Source organism: Saccharibacillus sacchari (genome assembly GCF_037722395.1).
GTDB classification, from domain to species: Bacteria; Bacillota; Bacilli; order Paenibacillales; family Paenibacillaceae; genus Saccharibacillus; species Saccharibacillus sacchari_A.
This window is the reverse complement of record NZ_JBBKAR010000018.1, coordinates 34,466-54,597: the sequence shown is the minus strand read 5'-3', so window position 1 is coordinate 54,597 and position 20,132 is coordinate 34,466. Positions and strand designations below refer to the sequence as shown.

At 54.7% G+C, this 20,132-nt stretch carries 14 protein-coding genes, 1 pseudogene and 1 CRISPR repeat array; of the genes and pseudogenes, 3 read left to right on the top strand and 12 right to left on the bottom strand.

Annotated elements, in window-relative coordinates:
- Positions 1 to 134 precede the first annotated feature (134 nt).
- Positions 135 to 2,855 (top strand): aconitate hydratase AcnA, encoded by a 2,721-nt coding sequence (gene acnA / locus WKI47_RS06005; RefSeq protein WP_340226265.1) that lies wholly within the window; start codon positions 135 to 137, stop codon positions 2,853 to 2,855.
- Positions 2,856 to 2,973: 118 nt separating this feature from the next.
- Here the strand turns inward: acnA and WKI47_RS06000 are convergent.
- The 6 genes and pseudogenes from WKI47_RS06000 to WKI47_RS05975 form a co-directional block, all read right to left on the bottom strand.
- Positions 2,974 to 3,183, bottom strand: a pseudogene (locus WKI47_RS06000) (GNAT family N-acetyltransferase); the annotation flags it as partial.
- A gap of 12 nt (positions 3,184 to 3,195) precedes the next feature.
- Complete coding sequence (locus WKI47_RS05995; protein ID WP_340226264.1) at positions 3,196 to 3,477, bottom strand: hypothetical protein; 282 nt, start codon at positions 3,475 to 3,477, stop codon at positions 3,196 to 3,198.
- Positions 3,478 to 3,666: 189 nt separating this feature from the next.
- Positions 3,667 to 4,419 (bottom strand): metallophosphoesterase, encoded by a 753-nt coding sequence (locus WKI47_RS05990; protein WP_340226263.1) that lies wholly within the window; start codon positions 4,417 to 4,419, stop codon positions 3,667 to 3,669.
- Between the two features lie 173 nt (positions 4,420 to 4,592).
- Positions 4,593 to 5,855 carry an ABC transporter ATP-binding protein gene (locus WKI47_RS05985; RefSeq protein ID WP_340226262.1) on the bottom strand — a complete coding sequence of 421 codons (1,263 nt, stop codon included), beginning with the start codon at positions 5,853 to 5,855 and terminating at the stop codon, positions 4,593 to 4,595.
- The gene (locus tag WKI47_RS05980; RefSeq protein ID WP_340226261.1) at positions 5,852 to 7,573 is read right to left on the bottom strand and encodes an iron ABC transporter permease; all 1,722 of its coding nucleotides are present in this window, start codon (positions 7,571 to 7,573) and stop codon (positions 5,852 to 5,854) included. The genes WKI47_RS05985 and WKI47_RS05980 overlap by 4 nt, the downstream gene beginning before the upstream one ends.
- Positions 7,546 to 8,652 carry an extracellular solute-binding protein gene (locus WKI47_RS05975; protein ID WP_340226260.1) on the bottom strand — a complete coding sequence of 369 codons (1,107 nt, stop codon included), beginning with the start codon at positions 8,650 to 8,652 and terminating at the stop codon, positions 7,546 to 7,548. The genes WKI47_RS05980 and WKI47_RS05975 overlap by 28 nt, the downstream gene beginning before the upstream one ends.
- Before the next feature lie 201 nt (positions 8,653 to 8,853).
- Between WKI47_RS05975 and WKI47_RS05970 the strand changes: the two genes are divergently transcribed.
- Positions 8,854 to 9,789, top strand: coding sequence for a LysR family transcriptional regulator (locus WKI47_RS05970; RefSeq protein ID WP_340226259.1), 936 nt, complete (start codon positions 8,854 to 8,856; stop codon positions 9,787 to 9,789).
- A gap of 145 nt (positions 9,790 to 9,934) precedes the next feature.
- Positions 9,935 to 11,883: direct repeats of the CRISPR family, unit length 32 nt; unit sequence GTCGCTCTCCGTGCGGGAGCGTGGATTGAAAC.
- Positions 11,884 to 12,520: 637 nt separating this feature from the next.
- Here the strand turns inward: WKI47_RS05970 and WKI47_RS05965 are convergent.
- Positions 12,521 to 13,267, bottom strand: coding sequence for an IclR family transcriptional regulator (locus tag WKI47_RS05965; protein WP_340226258.1), 747 nt, complete (start codon positions 13,265 to 13,267; stop codon positions 12,521 to 12,523).
- Between the two features lie 633 nt (positions 13,268 to 13,900).
- Here WKI47_RS05965 and WKI47_RS05960 point away from each other — a divergent pair.
- Positions 13,901 to 14,953 (top strand): alpha/beta hydrolase, encoded by a 1,053-nt coding sequence (locus WKI47_RS05960; RefSeq protein ID WP_340226257.1) that lies wholly within the window; start codon positions 13,901 to 13,903, stop codon positions 14,951 to 14,953.
- A 162-nt stretch (positions 14,954 to 15,115) separates the two neighbouring features.
- On the opposite strand, the gene WKI47_RS05955 is transcribed toward WKI47_RS05960, so the two are convergent.
- The 5 genes from WKI47_RS05955 to queG form a co-directional block, all read right to left on the bottom strand.
- A complete protein-coding gene (locus tag WKI47_RS05955; RefSeq protein WP_340226256.1) occupies positions 15,116 to 16,048 on the bottom strand; it encodes a lipoate--protein ligase family protein in 933 nt (310 codons plus the stop codon).
- Positions 16,049 to 16,209: 161 nt separating this feature from the next.
- Positions 16,210 to 16,737: a hypothetical protein gene (locus tag WKI47_RS05950; protein WP_340226255.1), complete on the bottom strand. Its 528-nt coding sequence runs from the start codon at positions 16,735 to 16,737 to the stop codon at positions 16,210 to 16,212.
- A gap of 143 nt (positions 16,738 to 16,880) precedes the next feature.
- Entirely contained in the window at positions 16,881 to 17,474 is a 594-nt protein-coding gene (folE, locus tag WKI47_RS05945; RefSeq protein WP_340226254.1) for a GTP cyclohydrolase I FolE, read from the bottom strand.
- A gap of 95 nt (positions 17,475 to 17,569) precedes the next feature.
- Positions 17,570 to 17,854, bottom strand: a complete 285-nt coding sequence (locus WKI47_RS05940) for a YneF family protein (protein WP_037284892.1) — start codon at positions 17,852 to 17,854, stop codon at positions 17,570 to 17,572.
- A 110-nt stretch (positions 17,855 to 17,964) separates the two neighbouring features.
- Complete coding sequence (gene queG, locus WKI47_RS05935) at positions 17,965 to 19,938, bottom strand: tRNA epoxyqueuosine(34) reductase QueG (protein ID WP_340226253.1); 1,974 nt, start codon at positions 19,936 to 19,938, stop codon at positions 17,965 to 17,967.
- Positions 19,939 to 20,132 lie beyond the last annotated feature (194 nt).

Below are 20,132 nucleotides of genomic sequence, written 5' to 3'. Positions count from 1 at the left end.
GGGGTAAAAAGGACTTTACGCGCCGGATTGTAAACGTTATAATTAAAACAGATATTTTTGAAATTTGGTTTCACCAAATGAAACAATCAACCTTTTAAAGTCGCTTCATCCCATTTTCCGAGGAGGTACACCCCATGGCTTTGTCCGATCAATTCTCCGCCGCCAGCACCCTTGAGTCCGGTGGCAAGACTTACCGTTATTACAGCCTGAAGGCACTCGAAGAGCAAGGACACGGCAGCATTTCCAAGCTTCCGTTCTCGATTCGCGTTCTGCTCGAAGCCGCCGTGCGCCAATTCGACGGCCGCGCGATCACCGAGGAACACGTCAAGCAAATCGCGACTTGGAACGAAGACCGCGACGCAAATAAAGAAATTCCGTTTATCCCGGCACGTATCGTACTGCAAGACTTCACCGGCGTTCCGGTTGTCGTCGATCTTGCAGCGATGCGCGACACGGTTAAGCTCGCCGGCGGCGATCCGAAGCAGATCAATCCGCTCGTGCCTGTCGACCTCGTTATCGACCACTCGGTCATGGTTGACGCATTCGGTACGGAAGACGCCCTGGATTACAACATCAATGTCGAATTCGAGCGCAACGAAGAACGTTACCGCTTCCTGCGTTGGGCGCAAACGGCATTCGATAACTTCCGCGCCGTACCGCCGTCAACAGGCATCGTGCACCAGGTCAACCTGGAGTACCTCGCTTCCGTAGCGGCAACGAGAGTGATCGACGGAGAGACTTACGTTTTCCCGGATTCCCTCGTCGGCACGGACTCCCACACCACCATGATCAACGGTCTGGGCGTTGTAGGTTGGGGCGTTGGCGGCATCGAGGCGGAAGCCGGCATGCTGGGTCAACCTCTGTACTTCGTTACCCCCGATGTCGTCGGTTTCAAACTGACAGGCAGCTTGGCCGAAGGCGCAACCGCGACCGACCTGGCACTGACCGTCACTGAAATCTTGCGTAAAAAAGGCGTTGTCGGCAAATTCGTCGAATTCTACGGTCCCGGCCTGAGCAATATCAGCCTGGCAGACCGCGCGACCGTTGCCAACATGGCACCGGAATACGGCGCGACGGTCGGTTTCTTCCCTGTCGACGCGGAAACGATCAACTACCTGCGCAGCACGGGACGCGAAGACGATCAGATCGAACTCGTGGAAAAGTATTACCGTGCGCAAGGCATGTTCCGTACCGACGACATGGCCGATCCGGAATTCAGCGAAGTGCTGGAACTTGATCTCGCTTCCGTTGTGCCGAGTCTCGCCGGACCGAAACGTCCACAGGACCGTATCGAACTGACCAATATGAAGAAAAACTTCGAAGACATCGTGCGTACTCCTGTCGACAAAGGCGGCTACGGTCTGAGCGACGAGAAAATCGCGCAGAAAGTCACGGTCAACCACAAGAACGGCAAAACGAGCGAAATGGGCGCCGGTGCCGTCGCGATCGCGGCGATCACAAGCTGCACCAACACGTCGAACCCGAGCGTTATGCTGGGCGCGGGCTTACTGGCGAAAAAAGCGGTGGAGCGCGGTCTGGTCCGTCCGGAATACGTAAAAACCAGCTTGACTCCGGGCTCGCTGATCGTAACCGATTATCTGTTCAAAGCCGGTCTGCTGGAGCCGCTCGAAAAACTGGGCTTCTACGTTGCGGGGTACGGCTGCGCGACTTGCATCGGCAACTCCGGCCCGCTGCCGGACGAAGTGGCGCAAGTGATCGCGGATAACGACCTGACGGTAGCGGGCGTACTGTCCGGCAACCGTAACTTCGAAGGCCGGATTCACGCGCAGGTCAAAATGAACTATCTGGCTTCGCCTCCGCTCGTTGTGGCTTACGCGCTGGCGGGTACGGTCAATATCGATATGGCGACAGAGCCGCTGGGTTACGACCAACAAGGCGAACCGGTCTTCCTGCGCGACATCTGGCCGACTTCGCAAGAAATCCGCGACGCGATCGCCATGGCGATCACGCCGGAAATGTTCCGCTTGAAGTACGCCAACGTCTTCACCGCCAACGAGCGTTGGAACGAGATCGAAGTGCCGGAAGGCGAACTGTACGAATGGGATGCGAAGTCGACGTATATCCAAAACCCTCCGTTCTTCCGCAAGCTGAACGAAGGCCTGAACGATATCGCCGACATCAAGCAATCCCGCGTGCTGGCGCTGATGGGCGATTCGGTCACGACGGACCATATTTCTCCAGCGGGCAACATCGCGCCGAGCAGCCCTGCCGGTCTGTACTTGGCTGAAAACGGCGTCGAACGCAAAGACTTCAACTCCTACGGTTCCCGCCGCGGTAACCACGAAGTCATGATGCGCGGTACGTTCGCCAACATCCGGATTCGCAACCAGGTTGCTCCGGGCACCGAAGGCGGCGTAACCAAGTACCTGCCGACCGACGAAGTGATGTCCATCTACGATGCTTCGATGAAGTATCAAGACGAAGGCCAGAGCTTGATCGTCATCGCGGGTAAAGAATACGGCACAGGCAGTTCGCGCGACTGGGCGGCAAAAGGCACGATGCTGCTTGGCGTCAAAGCCGTTATCGCGGAAAGCTTCGAACGGATTCACCGCAGTAACCTTGTCGGTATGGGCGTTCTGCCGCTCCAATTCGAAGAAGGTTCGAGCTGGAAATCGCTGGCCCTCGACGGCCGCGAGACATTCGACATCCTCGGTTTGAGCAACGACGTGAAGCCGGGCGAAAAGCTGACCGTAGCCGTAACGCGCGAAGATGGAACGAAGTTCGAATTCAATGCCATCGCTCGTCTGGACAGCATGGTCGACATCGACTACTACTACAACGGAGGCATCCTGCAAACGGTGCTTCGTCAGATGATGAAAGTCTCCCAAGACTAAATCTATAGCTTGGGTAAAAGATTCATCCTTATAAAAAAACCGTTCTTTTCGCCGGAAGGCGGAAGGAGCGGTTTTTTAAGTGACAATAGTACTCTGTACCAGACGCGAATATTCACTTTTAGCCTGATACTTCTTTTTCCATAATAAAGTCGTCCATCACGAATCCGTTGCCGATATCGGCGACTTGCTCGCGTACTTTGCGGAAGCCTTTTTTCTCGTAAACGGCAATACTGGAGCGGTTATCGCGATTGACGGTTAACCAGATATGGCTCAGGCCGGAATTCGCGCAGAGCTGTTCGATAAAAGTATCCGCTTCGCTGGCATAGCCTTTGCCGCGATGCTATTGGGCCACGTAAAACTTGCTCAAAAACATTTTCCCCTCTTCCTGCTTGAATGCCAGATAACCGACCGGAATCGAGCCGTTTTGCATGAGATAATAGGTATACCCTCCGCTTTGAATCTGCTGTTCGATTGCCGGTACCGATTGGTATTTGTCGACCATATAAGCGATTTGTTCGCGCGTGATGAGCGTTATGTAGTACTCATGCCAGATGTCCGAAGCCAGCGCTGCCGTTTGTTGGATTTGCTGCATGGTGGAGACTTTTGTAAACGTGATCGTCATGATCCATCCCTGCCTTTCGCGGATAAGCTTTTTTACATGATGTTTATGATAGCCGAAAAAAAGCGTGAAAAGCAAAAAAAGAACAGCTTCTCCCGCTAAACGGATCGGTTGGCGGATTACAAATGGAAACGACCTCATCTTTCGCTTGCAGCGGAGGTAGAGGTCGTTTCCATTTTTGCTTTGCCTAACTTATTCAGGAAATAAAACTTGAGGAGTTACGGCTTGAGGTTGAACGGCGTTCGAGCCTGCATCCGCTAGACAAAATTTTTGTTGGCGGACGTCTCGGTAAAGGCGGTCGGGAGCCGTCGAGCAGGAGTAGGTTATGGCGTTGGCCAGGTCGATCAAGGTAAGGCGCAGCCCGTGTTTGGCTCCGGTGTCGATCGCGATTTTGCCGGGGCGGGTCCAGATGGAACCTGGGGTTGCGCCGAGTTTGAATGTCGGCGTGTGACCGAATACGATCGTTCGTCCGGCGATTCGGTCGTTTCGGTTAAAGTCTTGTTCGCCGGAGTTCCAGAAAGGCTCGCGGATTTCGATCATGTCGCGAAGACTCTGCTGCTCCAGCGGAATGCCGGGACGAAATCCGGCGTGTACGAATAAAAATCCGCCCGCTTCGGCACATGGTGGCAATTCACGCAGCCAGCGAAGCTTGGATTCGATTCGAAAACGAGACGACGGTTGTAGCGCCAATAACTTGAGTTCATGGTTGCCGGGTAAAGCGATGGCTCCTTCATCGGTTAATCCGATGATTCGATCAAGGATGTGCCAGGTATCCGGGTCGGTATCGACGTAATCGCCGCCCAGTATCAATTGATCCTTGTTCGGATTGTATCCGGCTTCCCGCAGCAGCAGGTCTAATCCTTCGCCGTGTCCGTGAATATCGGATATGGCCAGAAGCCGTTCGAACTTCCGGGCGGGAATCGCAGGTCGATTGGAAAGTTTCATGATGGGTGCTCCTAGGGGCGAGGGGATTTGGGTTAGTTCGTTAGTTCAACTGCTAAAGGCGTTGAACGGCTTGGATCGTCTAAGTGGACGACCCAAGCGTTCAAATCGATATAAGATTTCAAAGGCAGGACCGTGTTCCGTTCAAAAAGGGCTGCATAAAAAGAAGGCTCCGGTTACGCACGGTATAATAGCGCGGCTTGAGTCGGAAGCGTCAGGGTGACTTCTTGTCCGGGAGTTACGGGTGATGCGTGAAGCAGGTAAGCACGGTCTCCGGCTTGGGTCTCGGCCAGGGAGCGCCAGCGGGTGCCTTCGAAGGTGCCATGCAAAATTCGGAACGTTAGGGTTCCGGCAGGTACGGACGAATGGATCGGTGCCGCTCCGGCTGAAGCGTTCACGGCTTCGAGATGGTTTGGGTTAAGGCTATGGGCATGACCAGAAATCAACGCTAGTTCGGCCTCGGTTTTGAGTTCTTCCGGGCGGAAACGCAGTTCGCCGCGTTCGCCGGGCCGAGGAGCTTCGCCTGGGCCGCAGAAGACGCCGGGAACCAGGCCGGCGTCCGTGCGCAGAGCAAGGCCGCCGCCGGGGAGCGATTCGAATATGCCTTCCAAGCGGTTGATTGCGCCAAGCAACGAAGCGGCTTCGCGGCTTGCCGGGCGTTGGAAGCATTCTTCCGGCGAAGCGAATTGGTCGATGGCGCCTTCGCGCATGATCAGCAGGCGGTCGGCCATCGCAAATGCTTCTTCGGGATCATGCGTCACATGGAAGACGCTGATCCCGAGTCGGCGGAACAGGACCGCCATTTCGGTGCGCATCTCGATGCGCAAACGCATATCGAGATTGGACAGCGGCTCGTCGAGCAGCATCAGGCGAGGCTCGGTGACGATCGCGCGTGCGATCGCCACGCGCTGCTGTTGGCCGCCGGATAACTGCGGCGGCAGTCGGTCTTGCAGACCGTTCAAACGCAGTAAGTCCAACGCCTCCTCAACCTTAGCTGCAATCGCTGCACGATCCATTTTTTTCTGTTTCAACCCATAAGCAATATTTTCGAAAACGCTCATATGCGGCCAAAGGGCGTAATCTTGAAAGACCATGTTCACGCCGCGTTTTTCCGGAGGCACCATGCCGGATGCGGAAGCGATGCGTTGGCCCGACAACAAAATCTCGCCGCCGTCGGGCTTCGCCAGTCCCGCCACCAGTTGGAGCAAAGTCGATTTGCCGCAGCCCGACGGGCCGAGCACGCTGATGATCTCGCCTTCGCGCAGGTCGAGGGAGACGCCTTTGAGCGCATGGAATTTGCCGTAGCGTTTTGTGACGTCACGGATATCGAGCAGTAACGGAGCGGTTGCGGCAAGCTTTCCTGCGTTGGACGATTTCGGGGCTTCGCCGGATGCCGGATGACGGATTTCTGAGTTGATCGTTTCATTCAATGCGCTCATGCACTCGCCTCTTTTCTGCGGAGTAATCGTTCGAGAATCATGATGATGCAGACGACGATGCCGCCTCCCGCCACGGTCGCTGCCGAAGCATAACCGAAACGCAAATCTTCGAACGCGTCGTCGATAGCGACCGGAAGCGTTTCGAAGTTCGGCGGGAACAGGATGGAGTTGACGGCCAGATCGAACACGCAAGCGCCGAACGCCGCCAGTCCCGCCGAGATCAACGCGCCGCGCACCAACGGAGCGAGGATATGCCGGATGCGGCTGATCAGCGAGCCTCCCTGCATCTGGGCGGCGTCGAGCAGACTTTCCGGCACTTTCGCCATGGCGCCGGTCATCACGCGGGTGATCACCGGAATCGCGCCCGCGATCGCCGCCAATACGAGAATGCCGGGTTTGCCGTACAAACGGATACCCAGGCTTTCCAGCCACGGTTGGTTCCAGACGAAAATGTAGCCGATGCCGAGCACGACGCCCGGGACGGCGAACGAGATCAAGGATGCCGTTTCGATGCCGCGTTTGAACCGGAATCTTGAATACGATAAGACGAAGCTTGCACCCAACCCCACGATTAGACCGATAACGGCAGCCGATCCGGCGATCAGGAGCGAGCGTCCGAGACCGGGTAACAGCGAACTTCCTTCCGAGAGCAACGATGCGTAGTTTTGCAAGGTCAGGTTGGAAGCCGTCAAGCCGTTTGTCTGGATTTTCAGCAAAGAGGTCACGATGCTCGATCCAATCGGAATTCCGATCACGGCGAGCAGCAGCACGACGTTACCGACAGCCAACACCCAAGTCATGCGGCGTCCGGCCGGTTTAGGCACGGAAGGCACGGCGCGTCCGCTCAATACGTCATACCGCGAGCGGCGCAGCACCCAGAATTGCAGCAGCATCGCGACCGCGATCAAGGCAACCAAATATAAAGACAGTACGCCAGCCATATCAAAACGGATAGGCGACGTATAAATAGCAGAGTAAATCGAGTACGGCAACGTTGGGAAACGATATACGGCCGCTACGGCGGACGGAAGACCGAAATCGCCGATCGTGTCCATGAAGACAAGCGCCATACCCGAAAGAATGGCCGGAAGCAGCAGCGGAGCCTGAACCGTCCGCCATACTTTAAAAGGACCTGCTCCGCACAGCCGTGCCGCGTCAGATAACATTTCAACTTTCCATTCCATGGCCGCCTTCACGCTTAAGTAGGCCAAAGGGAACTTGCTCAGGGTCATGATCACGATCAGGCCAGCCGGTTGGAAGACCGCTGCGGTTACCCAATGCCATCCGAATATCGAAGCTGCCAATCCGTTGCCTGTCGAGAACATGATCCAGCCCTGGGCCAGAATAAACGACGGCATAATAAACAGCACCCAGACCGCGGCATCCAGCGATCTTGCTCCGGGGAACTTCCATTGCATACGCGCCATTGCCAGCACCGTACCGAGAAGCGTGCCGAGTACAGCTGTGCCGAAGCCGAGGATCAGCGAGTTTTCCAACGATTTACGCCATAACGGACGTTCGAATAATTCCAATAGCAGGCCAATATCTCCGAAGTTCAGCGAGCCGAAGAAAATCCCGGGCAGCAGCACCTGAACGATGACGGCCGCCAGCGGGAAAAGAACCAGCACGGCCAGCACGATCGTGACGATCCAGCCGAGCTTATTTGCGTTCAACCGAAGCATATTGCCGTTTATTGAATCGCCTGATCGGCGAACCATTGTTTGATTTCCGCTTCATGCTCGCTGGCCCAAGCAGCATCGGCGATGTTGAGTTTGGCATTTGGCTCGCGGTCTTCCTTCGTGTCCACGCCTTCCGCGGACGGTTCGAAGTAGCTCTCGTCGCCTTCGTTGATCAGCTGCTGCTGCACTTCGGGATCGAGCAGGAAGTTGACGAATTCTTTGGCGACAGCCGCATGCTTCGTATCTTTTTGGATCGCCGCTACACGTACCGAACCCGGCGCGCCTTCTTCCGGCCAAATAATTTCGATCGGTTCGCCAGCGTTCGCGAGCGAGTAGGCATTCGTTTCCTGGAGCATAGCCACGTCTACTTCTCCGGCAGTCAATGCTTGCGCAACCTGAGGGTTTTTCGGATACACGCGCATGCCGTTTTGCATCAATGTGCCGAAGTAATCCTGTCCGCCTTCCATGCCTTTGTTTTCAAAAAACCACGATACGAACGGATACGCCGGAGCTGCGATCGCGGGGTCTGCCGTTCCGATCAAATCTTTGTACGAATCCTTTGTCAGGTCTGCCCATGATTTCGGAGCTTCGGCCTCGGAGATTTCGTTCGTGTTATACACCAGTACGCCTGCCGCATGCGCGCCTGTCGGATAATACGATTTGTCATCCGGTACTTGCGCTTCGAACGTGTCTTTGAGGTTATCTACATTTTCCGGCGTCCAGCCTTGCAGCAACTGTCCGCTCTGATCCAGTCCGTATACGGAAGGCATGGAATCGATCCAGAGCACGTCCCACTGCGGGTTGCCTTTTTCCGCTTCGACTCTCGACATGATCTCGGCACCGTTACCGACCACAACGTTCAGCTTATAGCCTGTTTTCTTCTCGAACATGTCCCCGATCACTGCATCGAAATCGTTCAGGTATACCGTGATTTCCTCACCGGCTGCCGGCTTTGCATCTGTGGTTGCCGCTGCTTCCGTGGAAGTTGCTGCCGATGTTGCCGAAGCGTCGGTCGAAGCCTGAGCCGTCGGTTGACTTGCTCCATTGCCGCATGCTGTCGTAAAGGTGAGAAGTAGCAGTCCAAGCGTCGCCGCCGATTTCGTTTTCCAAAGTTTCATGAATGAGTAAGCCTCCCGTTATCCGTCTGGATTTATTTCCTGCTTTCACTTTATCAGTGCAATGTAAGAACGTCGTAAAGGGAAACGGTAAGTTTTATTAAATCTATCTATACGTATTGTTTTTAATCAAGATAAATTCTATACTTCGAGCGTAATGGCTGGACCAACCTGAATCAGACGTTTGGGGGAGGAAAACGAAGCATGAACGTGCAGCAGTTGAAAGTGTTTCTGGAGATTTGCCGGGTCGGCACCTTGAGCGCGGCGGCGGAGCGTCTCGAACTTAAACAGCCCACCGTCAGTTTTCATTTGCGAAAATTGGAGGAAGAGCTTGGCGTCGAGCTGTTCCGCAAACAAGCGCGTACGCTTCAGCCGACGGGAGCCGCGGAGGAGCTGCTGCCTTACGCACGGCGGATCGTGACCCTGATGGACGAAGCGCAGCGCCAGATGAAATCCCGCTCGGGACGCGAACGCGCCCGCTTGCGCCTCGGAGCCAGCTATACGCCGGCTACTTACTTTATGCCGCCGTATTTGGCACAATTCCGTCAGCTCAATCCGGAGATCGAACTGCAACTCACCGTCAAACAAGCAGGCGATACCTTGGCGATGCTGCGTAGCTACGAGATCGACGCCGCTGTCGTATCCCTGCCGGACGGAGAGGAAAAAGGACTGATCGTCGTGCCTCTGATCGAGGACGAGCTGCAGTTAGTCATGAATCCCGCGCACCCGCTCAGCACCGAAACTGCCCTATCCGTAGACAACCTCGCCGACCAGACCTTCCTGCTGCACGAACCCGGCTCCACCTCCCGTCGCCTGACCGAGCAGTGGGCCCAAGAAATCGGCCTGACCTTCTCCTCCGTGATGGAGCTTGGAGCAATCGAGACGATCAAAGAAACGCTGCGCTGCAACGACAGCGTAGCCGTCCTCCCTTTGCGCAGCGTACTCCGCGAGACGGCGAACGGCGAGCTAATCCGCCGCTCCCTCCCCGGTTACGTGAACCGCAGGCGGATTTGCTTGGCTTACCGGGACGAGCCGATCTATTCGGCTCCGGTGCGGGAGTTTATCAGGTATGTGAAAGGCATAGGGGAAGATCAACAACTCCATCCCGCTCCAAAAAGTGCGAACCTGAAGCTCCCATGAAATCCCCGGTAGGTTCGCACCCCGCATGGTATAAGGCTTTCCCCCATTTAACTTGTGTTTTTGCCCAGTTTTGGATACGCTAATTTCGAGGTTCGCACTTTTTGCCCCCGAAAGCCTTGTGGCACAAGGGTTGAAAGTGGGTGCAGTCGCTCTCCGTGCGGGAGCGTGGATTGAAACTCTGGAAAGTTGCAGCGGACGTGTCCGGTACCGCGTCGCTCTCCGTGCGGGAGCGTGGATTGAAACATTCACCCATACCTTTTATTGAGTCGCCTAACCGTCGCTCTCCGTGCGGGAGCGTGGATTGAAACTTATATTAACATATGAAAAATGTCGTTTCTGTCGTCGCTCTCCGTGCGGGAGCGTGGATTGAAACTTGCTGACGATTTTGGTTTCAGTGCCGAATGCCTCGTCGCTCTCCGTGCGGGAGCGTGGATTGAAACTCGCTCCTTGCGCGCCTTATCTGCCGCTTTCTGGTCGCTCTCCGTGCGGGAGCGTGGATTGAAACCATCATCAAATCCCATTACAACGCCCCCATAAACGTCGCTCTCCGTGCGGGAGCGTGGATTGAAACCCGGATGAAGGTGTGATTGAGGTCAGTTACAACGTCGCTCTCCGTGCGGGAGCGTGGATTGAAACGCTTATAATTAAGTATAAAATTTTAAGAGGTGAATGTCGCTCTCCGTGCGGGAGCGTGGATTGAAACGAGCATCATTTCTGCAATGTCTCCCACGGCATTCCCGTCGCTCTCCGTGCGGGAGCGTGGATTGAAACACGAACCCGCCCTGCGTCGATGCCCGCGGTCTTGTCGCTCTCCGTGCGGGAGCGTGGATTGAAACCTGAAAGGAGTGAGACAAATGGGAATGAATATGGGTCGCTCTCCATGCGGGAGCGTGGATTGAAACGATCTTCCGCAAGTTAGATTGACGTCTAAAATTTGTCGCTCTCCATGCGGGAGCGTGGATTGAAACTGTGTCATGATAAGTCCGATAGGATCGCGTTCATTGTCGCTCTCCATGCGGGAGCGTGGATTGAAACTGTGTCATGATAAGTCCGATAGGATCGCGTTCATTGTCGCTCTCCATGCGGGAGCGTGGATTGAAACAGCCAGCAGAGCGTCTACTTTTTTCCGGTTTCCAAGTCGCTCTCCATGCGGGAGCGTGGATTGAAACAGGCTGGGGTCCGAATTATAGCCCTAATCTTGCGTCGCTCTCCATGCGGGAGCGTGGATTGAAACATGCCACAAACAAGCAGTATGCGTATGAAGTTAGGTCGCTCTCCATGCGGGAGCGTGGATTGAAACAGAAGGATACTCAACCACAAACCCGATGGCAACTGGTCGCTCTCCATGCGGGAGCGTGGATTGAAACAAGGTCATTACTTACACCGGAAGAAGTGTCATCGAGTCGCTCTCCATGCGGGAGCGTGGATTGAAACAAGGTCATTACTTACACCGGAAGAAGTGTCATCGAGTCGCTCTCCATGCGGGAGCGTGGATTGAAACAATAAATCAAAGTGAATCATCATTAAACGGTTCGGTCGCTCTCCATGCGGGAGCGTGGATTGAAACAATTAAATCCTCTAAAATTAATTTTGTATCCGAGGTCGCTCTCCATGCGGGAGCGTGGATTGAAACAATTAAATCCTCTAAAATTAATTTTGTATCCGAGGTCGCTCTCCATGCGGGAGCGTGGATTGAAACTGGATACACTGAACTTGACCGAATGACTGCCGGAGTCGCTCTCCATGCGGGAGCGTGGATTGAAACTAGTGTTTTCGGCTTCATTGCGATCACCCTTTCCGGTCGCTCTCCATGCGGGAGCGTGGATTGAAACGCTTTGTTTATTGGCCTGTCCGGGCAAGTGGATAGTCGCTCTCCATGCGGGAGCGTGGATTGAAACATTTGTAGGTGTACAGCCGATTTACGCATCGCCAGTCGCTCTCCGTGCGGGAGCGTGGATTGAAACACCCACGGTCCGATCGACCCTACCGTCAATTTCGTCGCTCTCCGTGCGGGAGCGTGGATTGAAACCAGAGAAGTCCGTGCAATGATCCTCGATACTGGGTCGCTCTCCGTGCGAGAGCGTAGATTGAACTCAATAGCCATAACACGCAGACTTGTAATTTCTAACGGATCGACATGGCCTTTAGAATGCCATTTCCACGTCCTCAAAGTTTTAACGGATTCTACTGACGCTTAGAAAGGAAAAAGACATTTTAAACACGCCAAAACTCGATTTTCAGCGGCTAAGCGTCACCTCGATCCGTTAGAATTTTGAAAACTCGAATTCAAGCCGCTAAGCGTCGCTCCGATCCGTTACGCGTCGCAACTTTGGCTTTTCTCCGTTGAAAAAAGCATCCGCCTCTGAAATTACCTGAGCACTCGCAATTCTCAATTCAATTTACGTAACAAACAAAAAGCAGGTTGATTCCCTCTATACAAGGGAATCAACCTGCTTTTTTCAATCACTTAACCCAACCTTACGCAAAAGCCCGATTCGCTTCCTTCAAAGCCCGCCTTCCTTGTAAAAGCCCCAGGTAGAGGGAGAAATTCAGTGAAATACAGGATTTCGAAGAAAGCCTGCGGTAACATTCTTCGATATGTTGGCCTTTGAACGCGGAAAGCTGTAAGCTTTCTGCGTGAGACAGCGCCTTGAACGAATTTCTCCCGCCGTCGCCCCAAGCCTTTACACCGAACAGGACTTTGCCCTTAGGAAGCACCCCCGTGCTTCCCTCACCCCCGTATCATCATCCCCATCTCCCGCGCCCGCTCCATCAACAACGGCGCGTAACTCTCCAGCTTCTCTACCGGAAGCCGAGCCAGCGGTCCCGACACCGACAAGGCCGCGGCCAGATTGCCTTTCAGATCAAAGATCGGAGCCGCAACCGACGTTGCTCCTTGCTCCCGCTCCTCCACGCTCATCGCATAACCCCGCGCCCGAATCACCCGAAGCTGATCGCGGAAAGCCGTGCGGCTGACCGAGTCCGGCCAGACCGGATCGCTTAAGATATATTCCTGCTCCCGATCACCGGAAAAGGCGACAAGCGCCTTGCTGGAAGCCCCCACATACAGCGGCAAACGCGCCCCGACCGGAGCCACGCGGCGAATCGCCTGATTACTCTGCACAGCCTGAATACGCAGCCGCTCCCGGCCATCCAGCACATACAGACTGACCGTCTCGTCCAGCTCGTCCCGCAGCTTTTCCATAGACGGCAGCAGCAAAAGAGCCGGATCGTCCGTGTTCGACAAATGCGCGGACAGCTCCCAAATTTTAATCCCCAACCGATATTTTTCGGTCGACGCATCGCGGCTGACGAAACCCTTTTCCTCAAGCGTAGTCATCAGCCGATGCACCGTGCTTTTATGCAGTTCCACTTCGCCCGCGATCTCCGTCAGACTCAGACTTTCTTTACGGGTAAAGCACAGCAATATATCGAGCGCACGATCAACGGCGCGAACTTTCAGTTTGCCGTCTTCCATACAGGTATACCTTCTCTCCGGATTCTCATCGAAATTTTGAGTTTCACCGATTGCCTTCACGTTTGATATAAAAGATATGGCGCAATCCGCAAATCACGACCCCGCCCTGCTCAATATGTCGACACAGCGGCGTTTCTTTTCTTTACTAATATATCACATTTACGTTTCATTATATGAAACAAAAATATTTTTTATGAAACTCCAGCACTTCAAAGATCCTTGTCGAACTAAAAAACACACCGGGAAAGCCCAACGTAGCTGGAAGCGAGAAGACGGAGAGAGAAATTCAGTTCAAGACGCCTTTGAACTTGTAAAACCACCATCTAAAATTCTAATCCCGTTTTCCAAGTGAGACAGCGAATTGTGAAGCATTTCGAAGAAATGCACTTCGGAAGCGTATGCTGGCAACTTCTCTCGCAGTCTTCTCGCTTCCCGCTCCCAAGCCCCTTTCCCGCCATACACGAAACACAACCGTTGTCCGATAAAAGGATTAGGTTTGACTTACACAGCGTCGAAGCATACCATAAAAACAAAGCATATCTCTTTTTTCAACAAGATTCGAGTTTTGATTTTTATGCAGAATCTGCGGACGTTACCTATTCAGACCCAAATTTCAAACAAGGAGAGACCGCGATGAATCCCGCTTCCGGAACCGTCGCTCCGTCGCCGCAGCAAAACGCTTCGCAAACGGAGGAACACGTCAAGGAGATTTCGCCGGGCCGTCGTCGGTTGCGTAACATAGCAGTGGCTTTGTTCTTATCGATTCTTTTCTTTCTGATTTTCTGTTTTGTCGCGCTGCATGCTTATATTGCTTGGGTACTGTCCAACCCCACCGTGGCTCCGCTTTATTCCAACCCAAAGCAAGCCGTGGGCATGGAATACCAGGACGTCACTTTCCCCGCAGTCGACGGAAGCCGCATCATGCAAGGCTGGTACATTCCGGCTGACGATGCAGATTCGAAGAAAACAATCGTACTCAGCCACGGCTATGGAGCCAACCGCGAAGAGACCTGGATTCCGATGTACGACATCGCGCATTACGCGCACCGGCTCAACTTCAACGTGATTATGTTCGACTACGGCTTTGCTTCGCAAGGCAGCAAGGAAGTGGCAACCGGCGGCAAAAAGGAAACGCAGCAGCTGCTCGGAGCCGTTCAATATGCCAAGCAAAAAGGCGCCGAACAAGTCGTCGTATGGGGCTTTTCGATGGGAGGCGGCACTGCGCTTCAAGCCGCGCTGATCAGCGACGATATCGACGCCATGATTCTGGACAGCGCCTTCCTGCTTCAACCGGATACGCTGTACCACAATATTCGCCAAAACATCGCGCTCCCGCGCCATCCGTCGCTTGAGATTTTGCAGATGCTTTTCCCGGTGCTGAACGGAACAAGTCTCAACCAGATTCCGTACAAAGAAGTCGAGCAAAAAGATTATCCGATTCCGATCTTCTTTATCCACGGCACCGAAGACTCGAAAGCTCCGTACGAGATTGCCGAGCAACTTGCCGCGAATCAGACGAATCCGAACTCCCGATCCTGGATCGTGCAAGATTCGCATCACGAGCTGATCTTCCGCGAGCATCCGCGTGAATATCTGCGCCGCGTATCCAATTTCCTCGGGGATATCCGCCTGGCGGAGCAAGAGGAGATCGAGAACGGCGAGGTGGGAGAAATCAGTACCCCGTAACGTTTGAAAACGAACCTTTTTCCCGGCTGTGTTCGTGCAATTCTGTTCGTCCAATCTTTTCGCGAAAAAAGCCGCTTTCCCGTCCCTTGATCGGACGGACGAAAGCGGCTTTTTCTATGTTTCCAACGCGACATCCCCGCAAAAAAACTGCCGGAGCCATTTTCAATCCCGATCGTACCTCGTTTTCAGCTCCGCAGATAAGCGATCCAGCTCGTCAAGCGGCAGCTCCGGCCCTTCGTTCAGCACCGATGCCCCGGCCTGCTCGATCATCCACTCCACCAGCGACGCCATATAAGCTTCAGCCGAAGGCACGCCTGCCAGCTCGTCCAGACTTGCCATAGAACCTTCACGGACATCCGGGTAAGCTTGTCCAGGTCTTAGAATCCCGGACGCTTCGTCATAAAACTCCCGAGCCAGCCGACGCCGCTCTTCCCCGCTTCCTTCCGCGATTACAAAAGCCGTCAAAATATAAGCTTTCGTCTGCCGCCGCTGCGCGATTCCGCAGAACTTGCGTCCGTTGACGCTAACATCGTAATCTCCCGGGCAAAAAGCTCCCGCGATCTCTCCGGCTTTCGACTCGCTCGTCCACGGCGATGCGGCTCCTGCAATCAGCGACACCATCCGTTCGAAGTCTCCATGCAGCTCCAGCTTACGGTCAGGATTCGGCAAAATGATCGATACATTCACGACGCCTTCGTCCAGCGGAACCGCTGCACCACCGGATACGCGTACGGCGACCGAGCACCCTTCGCCGCGAAGCTTGTCCATCGCCTGCGGGGCTCTCGGCAAACGGCGGTCGCGCATCCCGATCGTCAACGCGTACGGATGCCGCCAGATGTGCATGATCGGCGCTTCGCCTTCACCTACGCGGCGGCACATCATTTCTTCCCAGGCCAACGGGAACATGACGTCTTCCGGCATACTTTCCAGCGGCGGCGTCCAGATTCGAATGCCGGGAGGCCATGCCGATCCCCCTTTGTTTTCGGTACGCGATGCTTTGTCGATCGGATCGGATGATTCAGTCGTGCCCGCTACGCGTTCACCCGCCTGTCCGACCACGTCCCCATTACTCTCGATCAAGCGATCCTTTTCCATGCTGCCAGCCCCCTTATGCGAATTTTCGATCTCCGTATTAATCTTCTTTTGTTCATTTTCGCACACTTCAGTCATTCCCGTCGCTATCGATCTAAAGAAAAAAGCAGACCGGACAATTCCGGCCTGCTTTAACGTATCTATTGAAAAGACTAAAAGACGTTTTATTCAACGGTCCGCAGGCTTTTCGCCATATCCGTCAACAGCGGAAGCGCCTTGGCTTTGTCGAGATAAGTGAACGATACCACATACGTCTCTCCGCCCTGCTCGACCTGGAAAAAGTCCGCGACGCGCCCGTCATTGATCGAGCCCCGATACTCTTTGTAGATCATAAGCTCTTGGGTACGATCTCGCATCAACGAAGCGTCGATCAGCGAGTTTTTCGTCACGGTCATGAAGATCTGCCGACTTTCAAACCCCCACGCCGTATCGTTACTCATCTTGAATGCCGTCGCGCCTTCCGGTACGTACACGCCAACAGGCAGTTCCGGGTGACGTTCGAACGTTCCGGCCACCTGCTGTCCGTCCCAAGTCAAAGTCACCTGTTCGTTTGGATCGTAAGCCTTGAGGTCGAACAGTTGCTCCGTGCCGACCAACGGCTCCGATTCCTGATGTCCTACCCAAGCAGGCTTGCCGCAGGCCGTGAGCACAAGCAACATGAGCAGAGTCAGTCCTATCGCGGTTTTCTTCATCTTGGTCCCTCCTTTTATTTACGCGTGAAAAAAGAACCTGCCGACCCGGCACGCGTGTTTTCGACCATCGTCCTCTCCCAAGAAAAGACGATGCGAAACCGCGCCCGGCACCGGACAGGTTCATCTTGCTTCACCGATCAGCTTCAGTTCTTAATCAGTCCCAGACACTCGGCGCGCTGCGCCGCATCGTTGCGAAGAACGCCGCGAACCGCTGTCGTCACCGTCTTGCTGCCCGGTTTCTTCACGCCGCGTGCGCACATACACAGATGCTCGCCTTCCACGACGACCATGACGCCTTTTGGCTGAAGAACCTCGACCAAAATATCGGCAATCTGCGTAGTGATGCGTTCCTGCACTTGCAGGCGACGCGTAACAGCCTCAGCCAGACGGGCAAACTTGCTCAAGCCCGCGATGCGGCCATTCGGAATGTAGCCAACATGAATTTTGCCGAAAAACGGCGCCATGTGATGTTCGCACTGGCTATAGTAGACAATATCCTTGACGATAACCAGCTCTTCATGATGCTCGTCGAACGTGACGCCCAACGCTTCACGCGGGTCCACGTCGTATCCGGCAAAAATCTCCTCGTACATCCGCGTCACGCGCGCCGGGGTATCCAAAAGCCCTTCCCGCTGCGGGTCTTCGCCAATCAGCTCCAGGATTTGGGCAACATGATACTCGATCTGCTCACGGTTGTCGCCAACCTTCTTGTTTGTATAATCGTTAACGCCGGACATGCCTCGCTCCTCCTTACCTAATGCACAGGCTGGACCCGAGAAAAGGCCCAGCCAATGCAGGGTCCGAAACCTCTGTAACGTTCCGGACTTTGCGCTTATTTTCTCCGCTTGTTGTTTGGAGGAAACGCGTTGCCTTTCGGCGCTTTACCGCCAGGCATTCCGCCCGGCATATTGCCACCGTTTTTCTTCATCATCTGCTGCGCCTGCTGCATTTGTTTGCCATTCAGGTTGTAGCCCATCTGCTTGGCCATTTTTTGCAGCATTTGCGGGTCGTTCTGCATGGTTGTAAGCTGACGACGCAAATAATACACACCGATAAAGAAACCGCCGACCAAACCGACGATCAATGTGACGATTGGTATTACGTAATTCCACCACATCGTTGAAGTCACCCCACGTTTTTGGCTATATAAGTGCGTCAAGACGCACGAGTTAAGTGTAGCACGAGGCGGCGGTTGCCGCAATTTATAATTCCTGCTTGCGACTGGGATTAGAAGTGTTCTTTGCCGTTGTTGGCATGCAGTCTGCGTTGCTCGATTGCGAGCAGCTTCTCCTTCACGTCCAGACCTCCCGCGTAACCGACAAGTTTGCCGTTGGCGCCTACGACGCGGTGACAGGGAAAAATAAGCGGAAGCGGGTTACGGTTATTCGCGCCGCCGACAGCACGCACGGCAGTAGGGCGCCCGACCGCTTCCGCAATCCATTTATAAGAAACCGTCTCGCCATAGCCGATTTGCGCAAGCGCCCGCCAGACTTCGATCTGAAACGGAGTTCCCTGTAGGTCAAGCTCCAGCTCGAACGTCTCCCGATGCCCTTTCAAATATTCAAACAGCTGCTTTTTATACGGCTTGATCGCATCCGGTTTGCGTACAAGCTCGGTCGCGCCGAACCACCGCTTGGCCCAACTTTGCAAAGACGCGCCTCGGGCTTCGAATGTTCCGAAGTCGATACGGCATAATCCTTTTTCGCTTGCCGTTAGCAGCAGCTTGCCGATCGGAGACTGCATTTCGTCATAGAAAAGCGTCTTCGGCGACAACAGCGGGATCAAACTGTCCTTGGGACGCTCGTCCGGGAGCGCGGAAGCATCCGCGACGCCGTTCGGCGTTTTCGGTTCGCTCGCAGGTTCATGGCTCTCGCTCGGCTTCGCGGCTTGGGATACATGATCCGCTTGGCCGGTCGTTGACGACGAATCAACATACGTTGCCGTCGGCTTTGCGCCGTCCAGACGCACATCCGGGTCGTTTACCTGCCCGCGTCTCGAAGGATCGCCTTTCGCCGGACGCGGCTTGCGCCCTTCCCGCGCTTCGCTCAGCGCCATAGCGATTCGCTCCAGCACTTCTGCGTCCTGCTCCAAAGGCTGCGCAGCGAGCAAAGCTTCTTCGGCCGCAGAACCGCCGATCCGCCCGATCGACCATGCGGCCGTTCCGCGCATGACCGGACGCGGATCGCTGACCAGCACCTCGGCCAGCTTCGGCATCGCCGTCTCATCCTTGAAATTCCCCAGCGCGATCACCGCGTTGCGCTGGATCGGTCCGCGCCCGCGCCAGGCTGCCGCCGTATGGCCGAACTCTTCCTTGAACTGCCGGTTGCTCAGATCGAGGATGGGGAGCAGCAGCGGCTTGGCCTTTTCCGGGTCCGGCTGAAGCTGGGCGTGATGCGGCCAGTGCTTGCCTTTATTTTTCGGGCAAACGATCTGGCACGTATCGCAGCCGTACAGCCGATTGCCGATCTTCATCATAAATTCCTCGCTGAGCAGTCCTTTCGTTTGGGTCAGGAAAGACACGCAGCGCTGCGCGTTCAATTCCCCCGGACCGACCAACGCGCCGGTGGGACAAGCGTCGATGCAGCGCGTGCAGTCTCCGCAGTCTTCCTGAACTTCCTCGTCGGCAGAAAACGGAATATTCGTAATCAGCTCGCCGAGATAAATCCACGAGCCGTATTTGGGAGAAATAATCATGCAGTTTTTCCCTTGAAAACCGATTCCCGCCCGGTGCGCGACCGCCCGATCGGACAAAACGCCCGTATCGACCATATTCACGACACTGGCCCATGGCACTTTTTCCTTAATAAAAGCGACCAATCGCTCCATCGCTTCGCGCAGTACAAAATGATAATCCCGCCCCCACGCCGAACGTGCCATCATGCCGCGGGTACGTCCCGGTTCGGACTTCGGCGCGTTTTCCAGCTTCGACGGATAGGCCACAGCGATCGCGATCAACGACTGCGGGTCCTCGTGGCTCAGTGCCGGATAAGTTCTTTTGTCCAGATCCGGTTCCTCGAAGCCCGATTCGAACCCTTTGGCCCGGTGCTGCTCCAATCTGACCCTTAACGACAAAAAAGGATCGGCCGAAGCGAATCCGATGTCGTCGATCCCGAGTGACGGCGCAGCCTCGATAATTTCACGCTTCAGCGTTTCCCACGAGGCTGTTTGTACGCCGACTCCGCTTTTTTCCCGTTCGTTCATCCCGATGCCTCCTTTCTTCTTATATCCCCTTTATATCCGCAAAAAAAGGCGCTAGTTCCGGATCGTAAACCTATTCCGGAAGCGCTTTTCGGTTTGTTCCTTATCGAAAAATCGGATGTAAGACTTCTTCCATTTTACCGCGAATCTATCTAAAAATCGAGTTGCAAAAAATAAAAGCATCCCCGTGCTCTCCA

Bases quoted from the DNA above. Each gene is read 5' to 3' on its own strand.
- acnA (WP_340226265.1), top strand. From the start codon at position 135: ATGGCTTTGTCCGATCAATTCTCCGCCGCCAGCACCCTTGAGTCCGGT.
- WKI47_RS05995 (WP_340226264.1), bottom strand. From the start codon at position 3,477: ATGACGATCACGTTTACAAAAGTCTCCACCATGCAGCAAATCCAACAA.
- WKI47_RS05990 (WP_340226263.1), bottom strand. From the start codon at position 4,419: ATGAAACTTTCCAATCGACCTGCGATTCCCGCCCGGAAGTTCGAACGG.
- WKI47_RS05985 (WP_340226262.1), bottom strand. From the start codon at position 5,855: ATGAGCGCATTGAATGAAACGATCAACTCAGAAATCCGTCATCCGGCA.
- WKI47_RS05980 (WP_340226261.1), bottom strand. From the start codon at position 7,573: ATGGTTCGCCGATCAGGCGATTCAATAAACGGCAATATGCTTCGGTTG.
- WKI47_RS05975 (WP_340226260.1), bottom strand. From the start codon at position 8,652: ATGAAACTTTGGAAAACGAAATCGGCGGCGACGCTTGGACTGCTACTT.
- WKI47_RS05970 (WP_340226259.1), top strand. From the start codon at position 8,854: ATGAACGTGCAGCAGTTGAAAGTGTTTCTGGAGATTTGCCGGGTCGGC.
- WKI47_RS05965 (WP_340226258.1), bottom strand. From the start codon at position 13,267: ATGGAAGACGGCAAACTGAAAGTTCGCGCCGTTGATCGTGCGCTCGAT.
- WKI47_RS05960 (WP_340226257.1), top strand. From the start codon at position 13,901: ATGAATCCCGCTTCCGGAACCGTCGCTCCGTCGCCGCAGCAAAACGCT.
- WKI47_RS05955 (WP_340226256.1), bottom strand. From the start codon at position 16,048: ATGGAAAAGGATCGCTTGATCGAGAGTAATGGGGACGTGGTCGGACAG.
- WKI47_RS05950 (WP_340226255.1), bottom strand. From the start codon at position 16,737: ATGAAGAAAACCGCGATAGGACTGACTCTGCTCATGTTGCTTGTGCTC.
- folE (WP_340226254.1), bottom strand. From the start codon at position 17,474: ATGTCCGGCGTTAACGATTATACAAACAAGAAGGTTGGCGACAACCGT.
- WKI47_RS05940 (WP_037284892.1), bottom strand. From the start codon at position 17,854: ATGTGGTGGAATTACGTAATACCAATCGTCACATTGATCGTCGGTTTG.
- queG (WP_340226253.1), bottom strand. From the start codon at position 19,938: ATGAACGAACGGGAAAAAAGCGGAGTCGGCGTACAAACAGCCTCGTGG.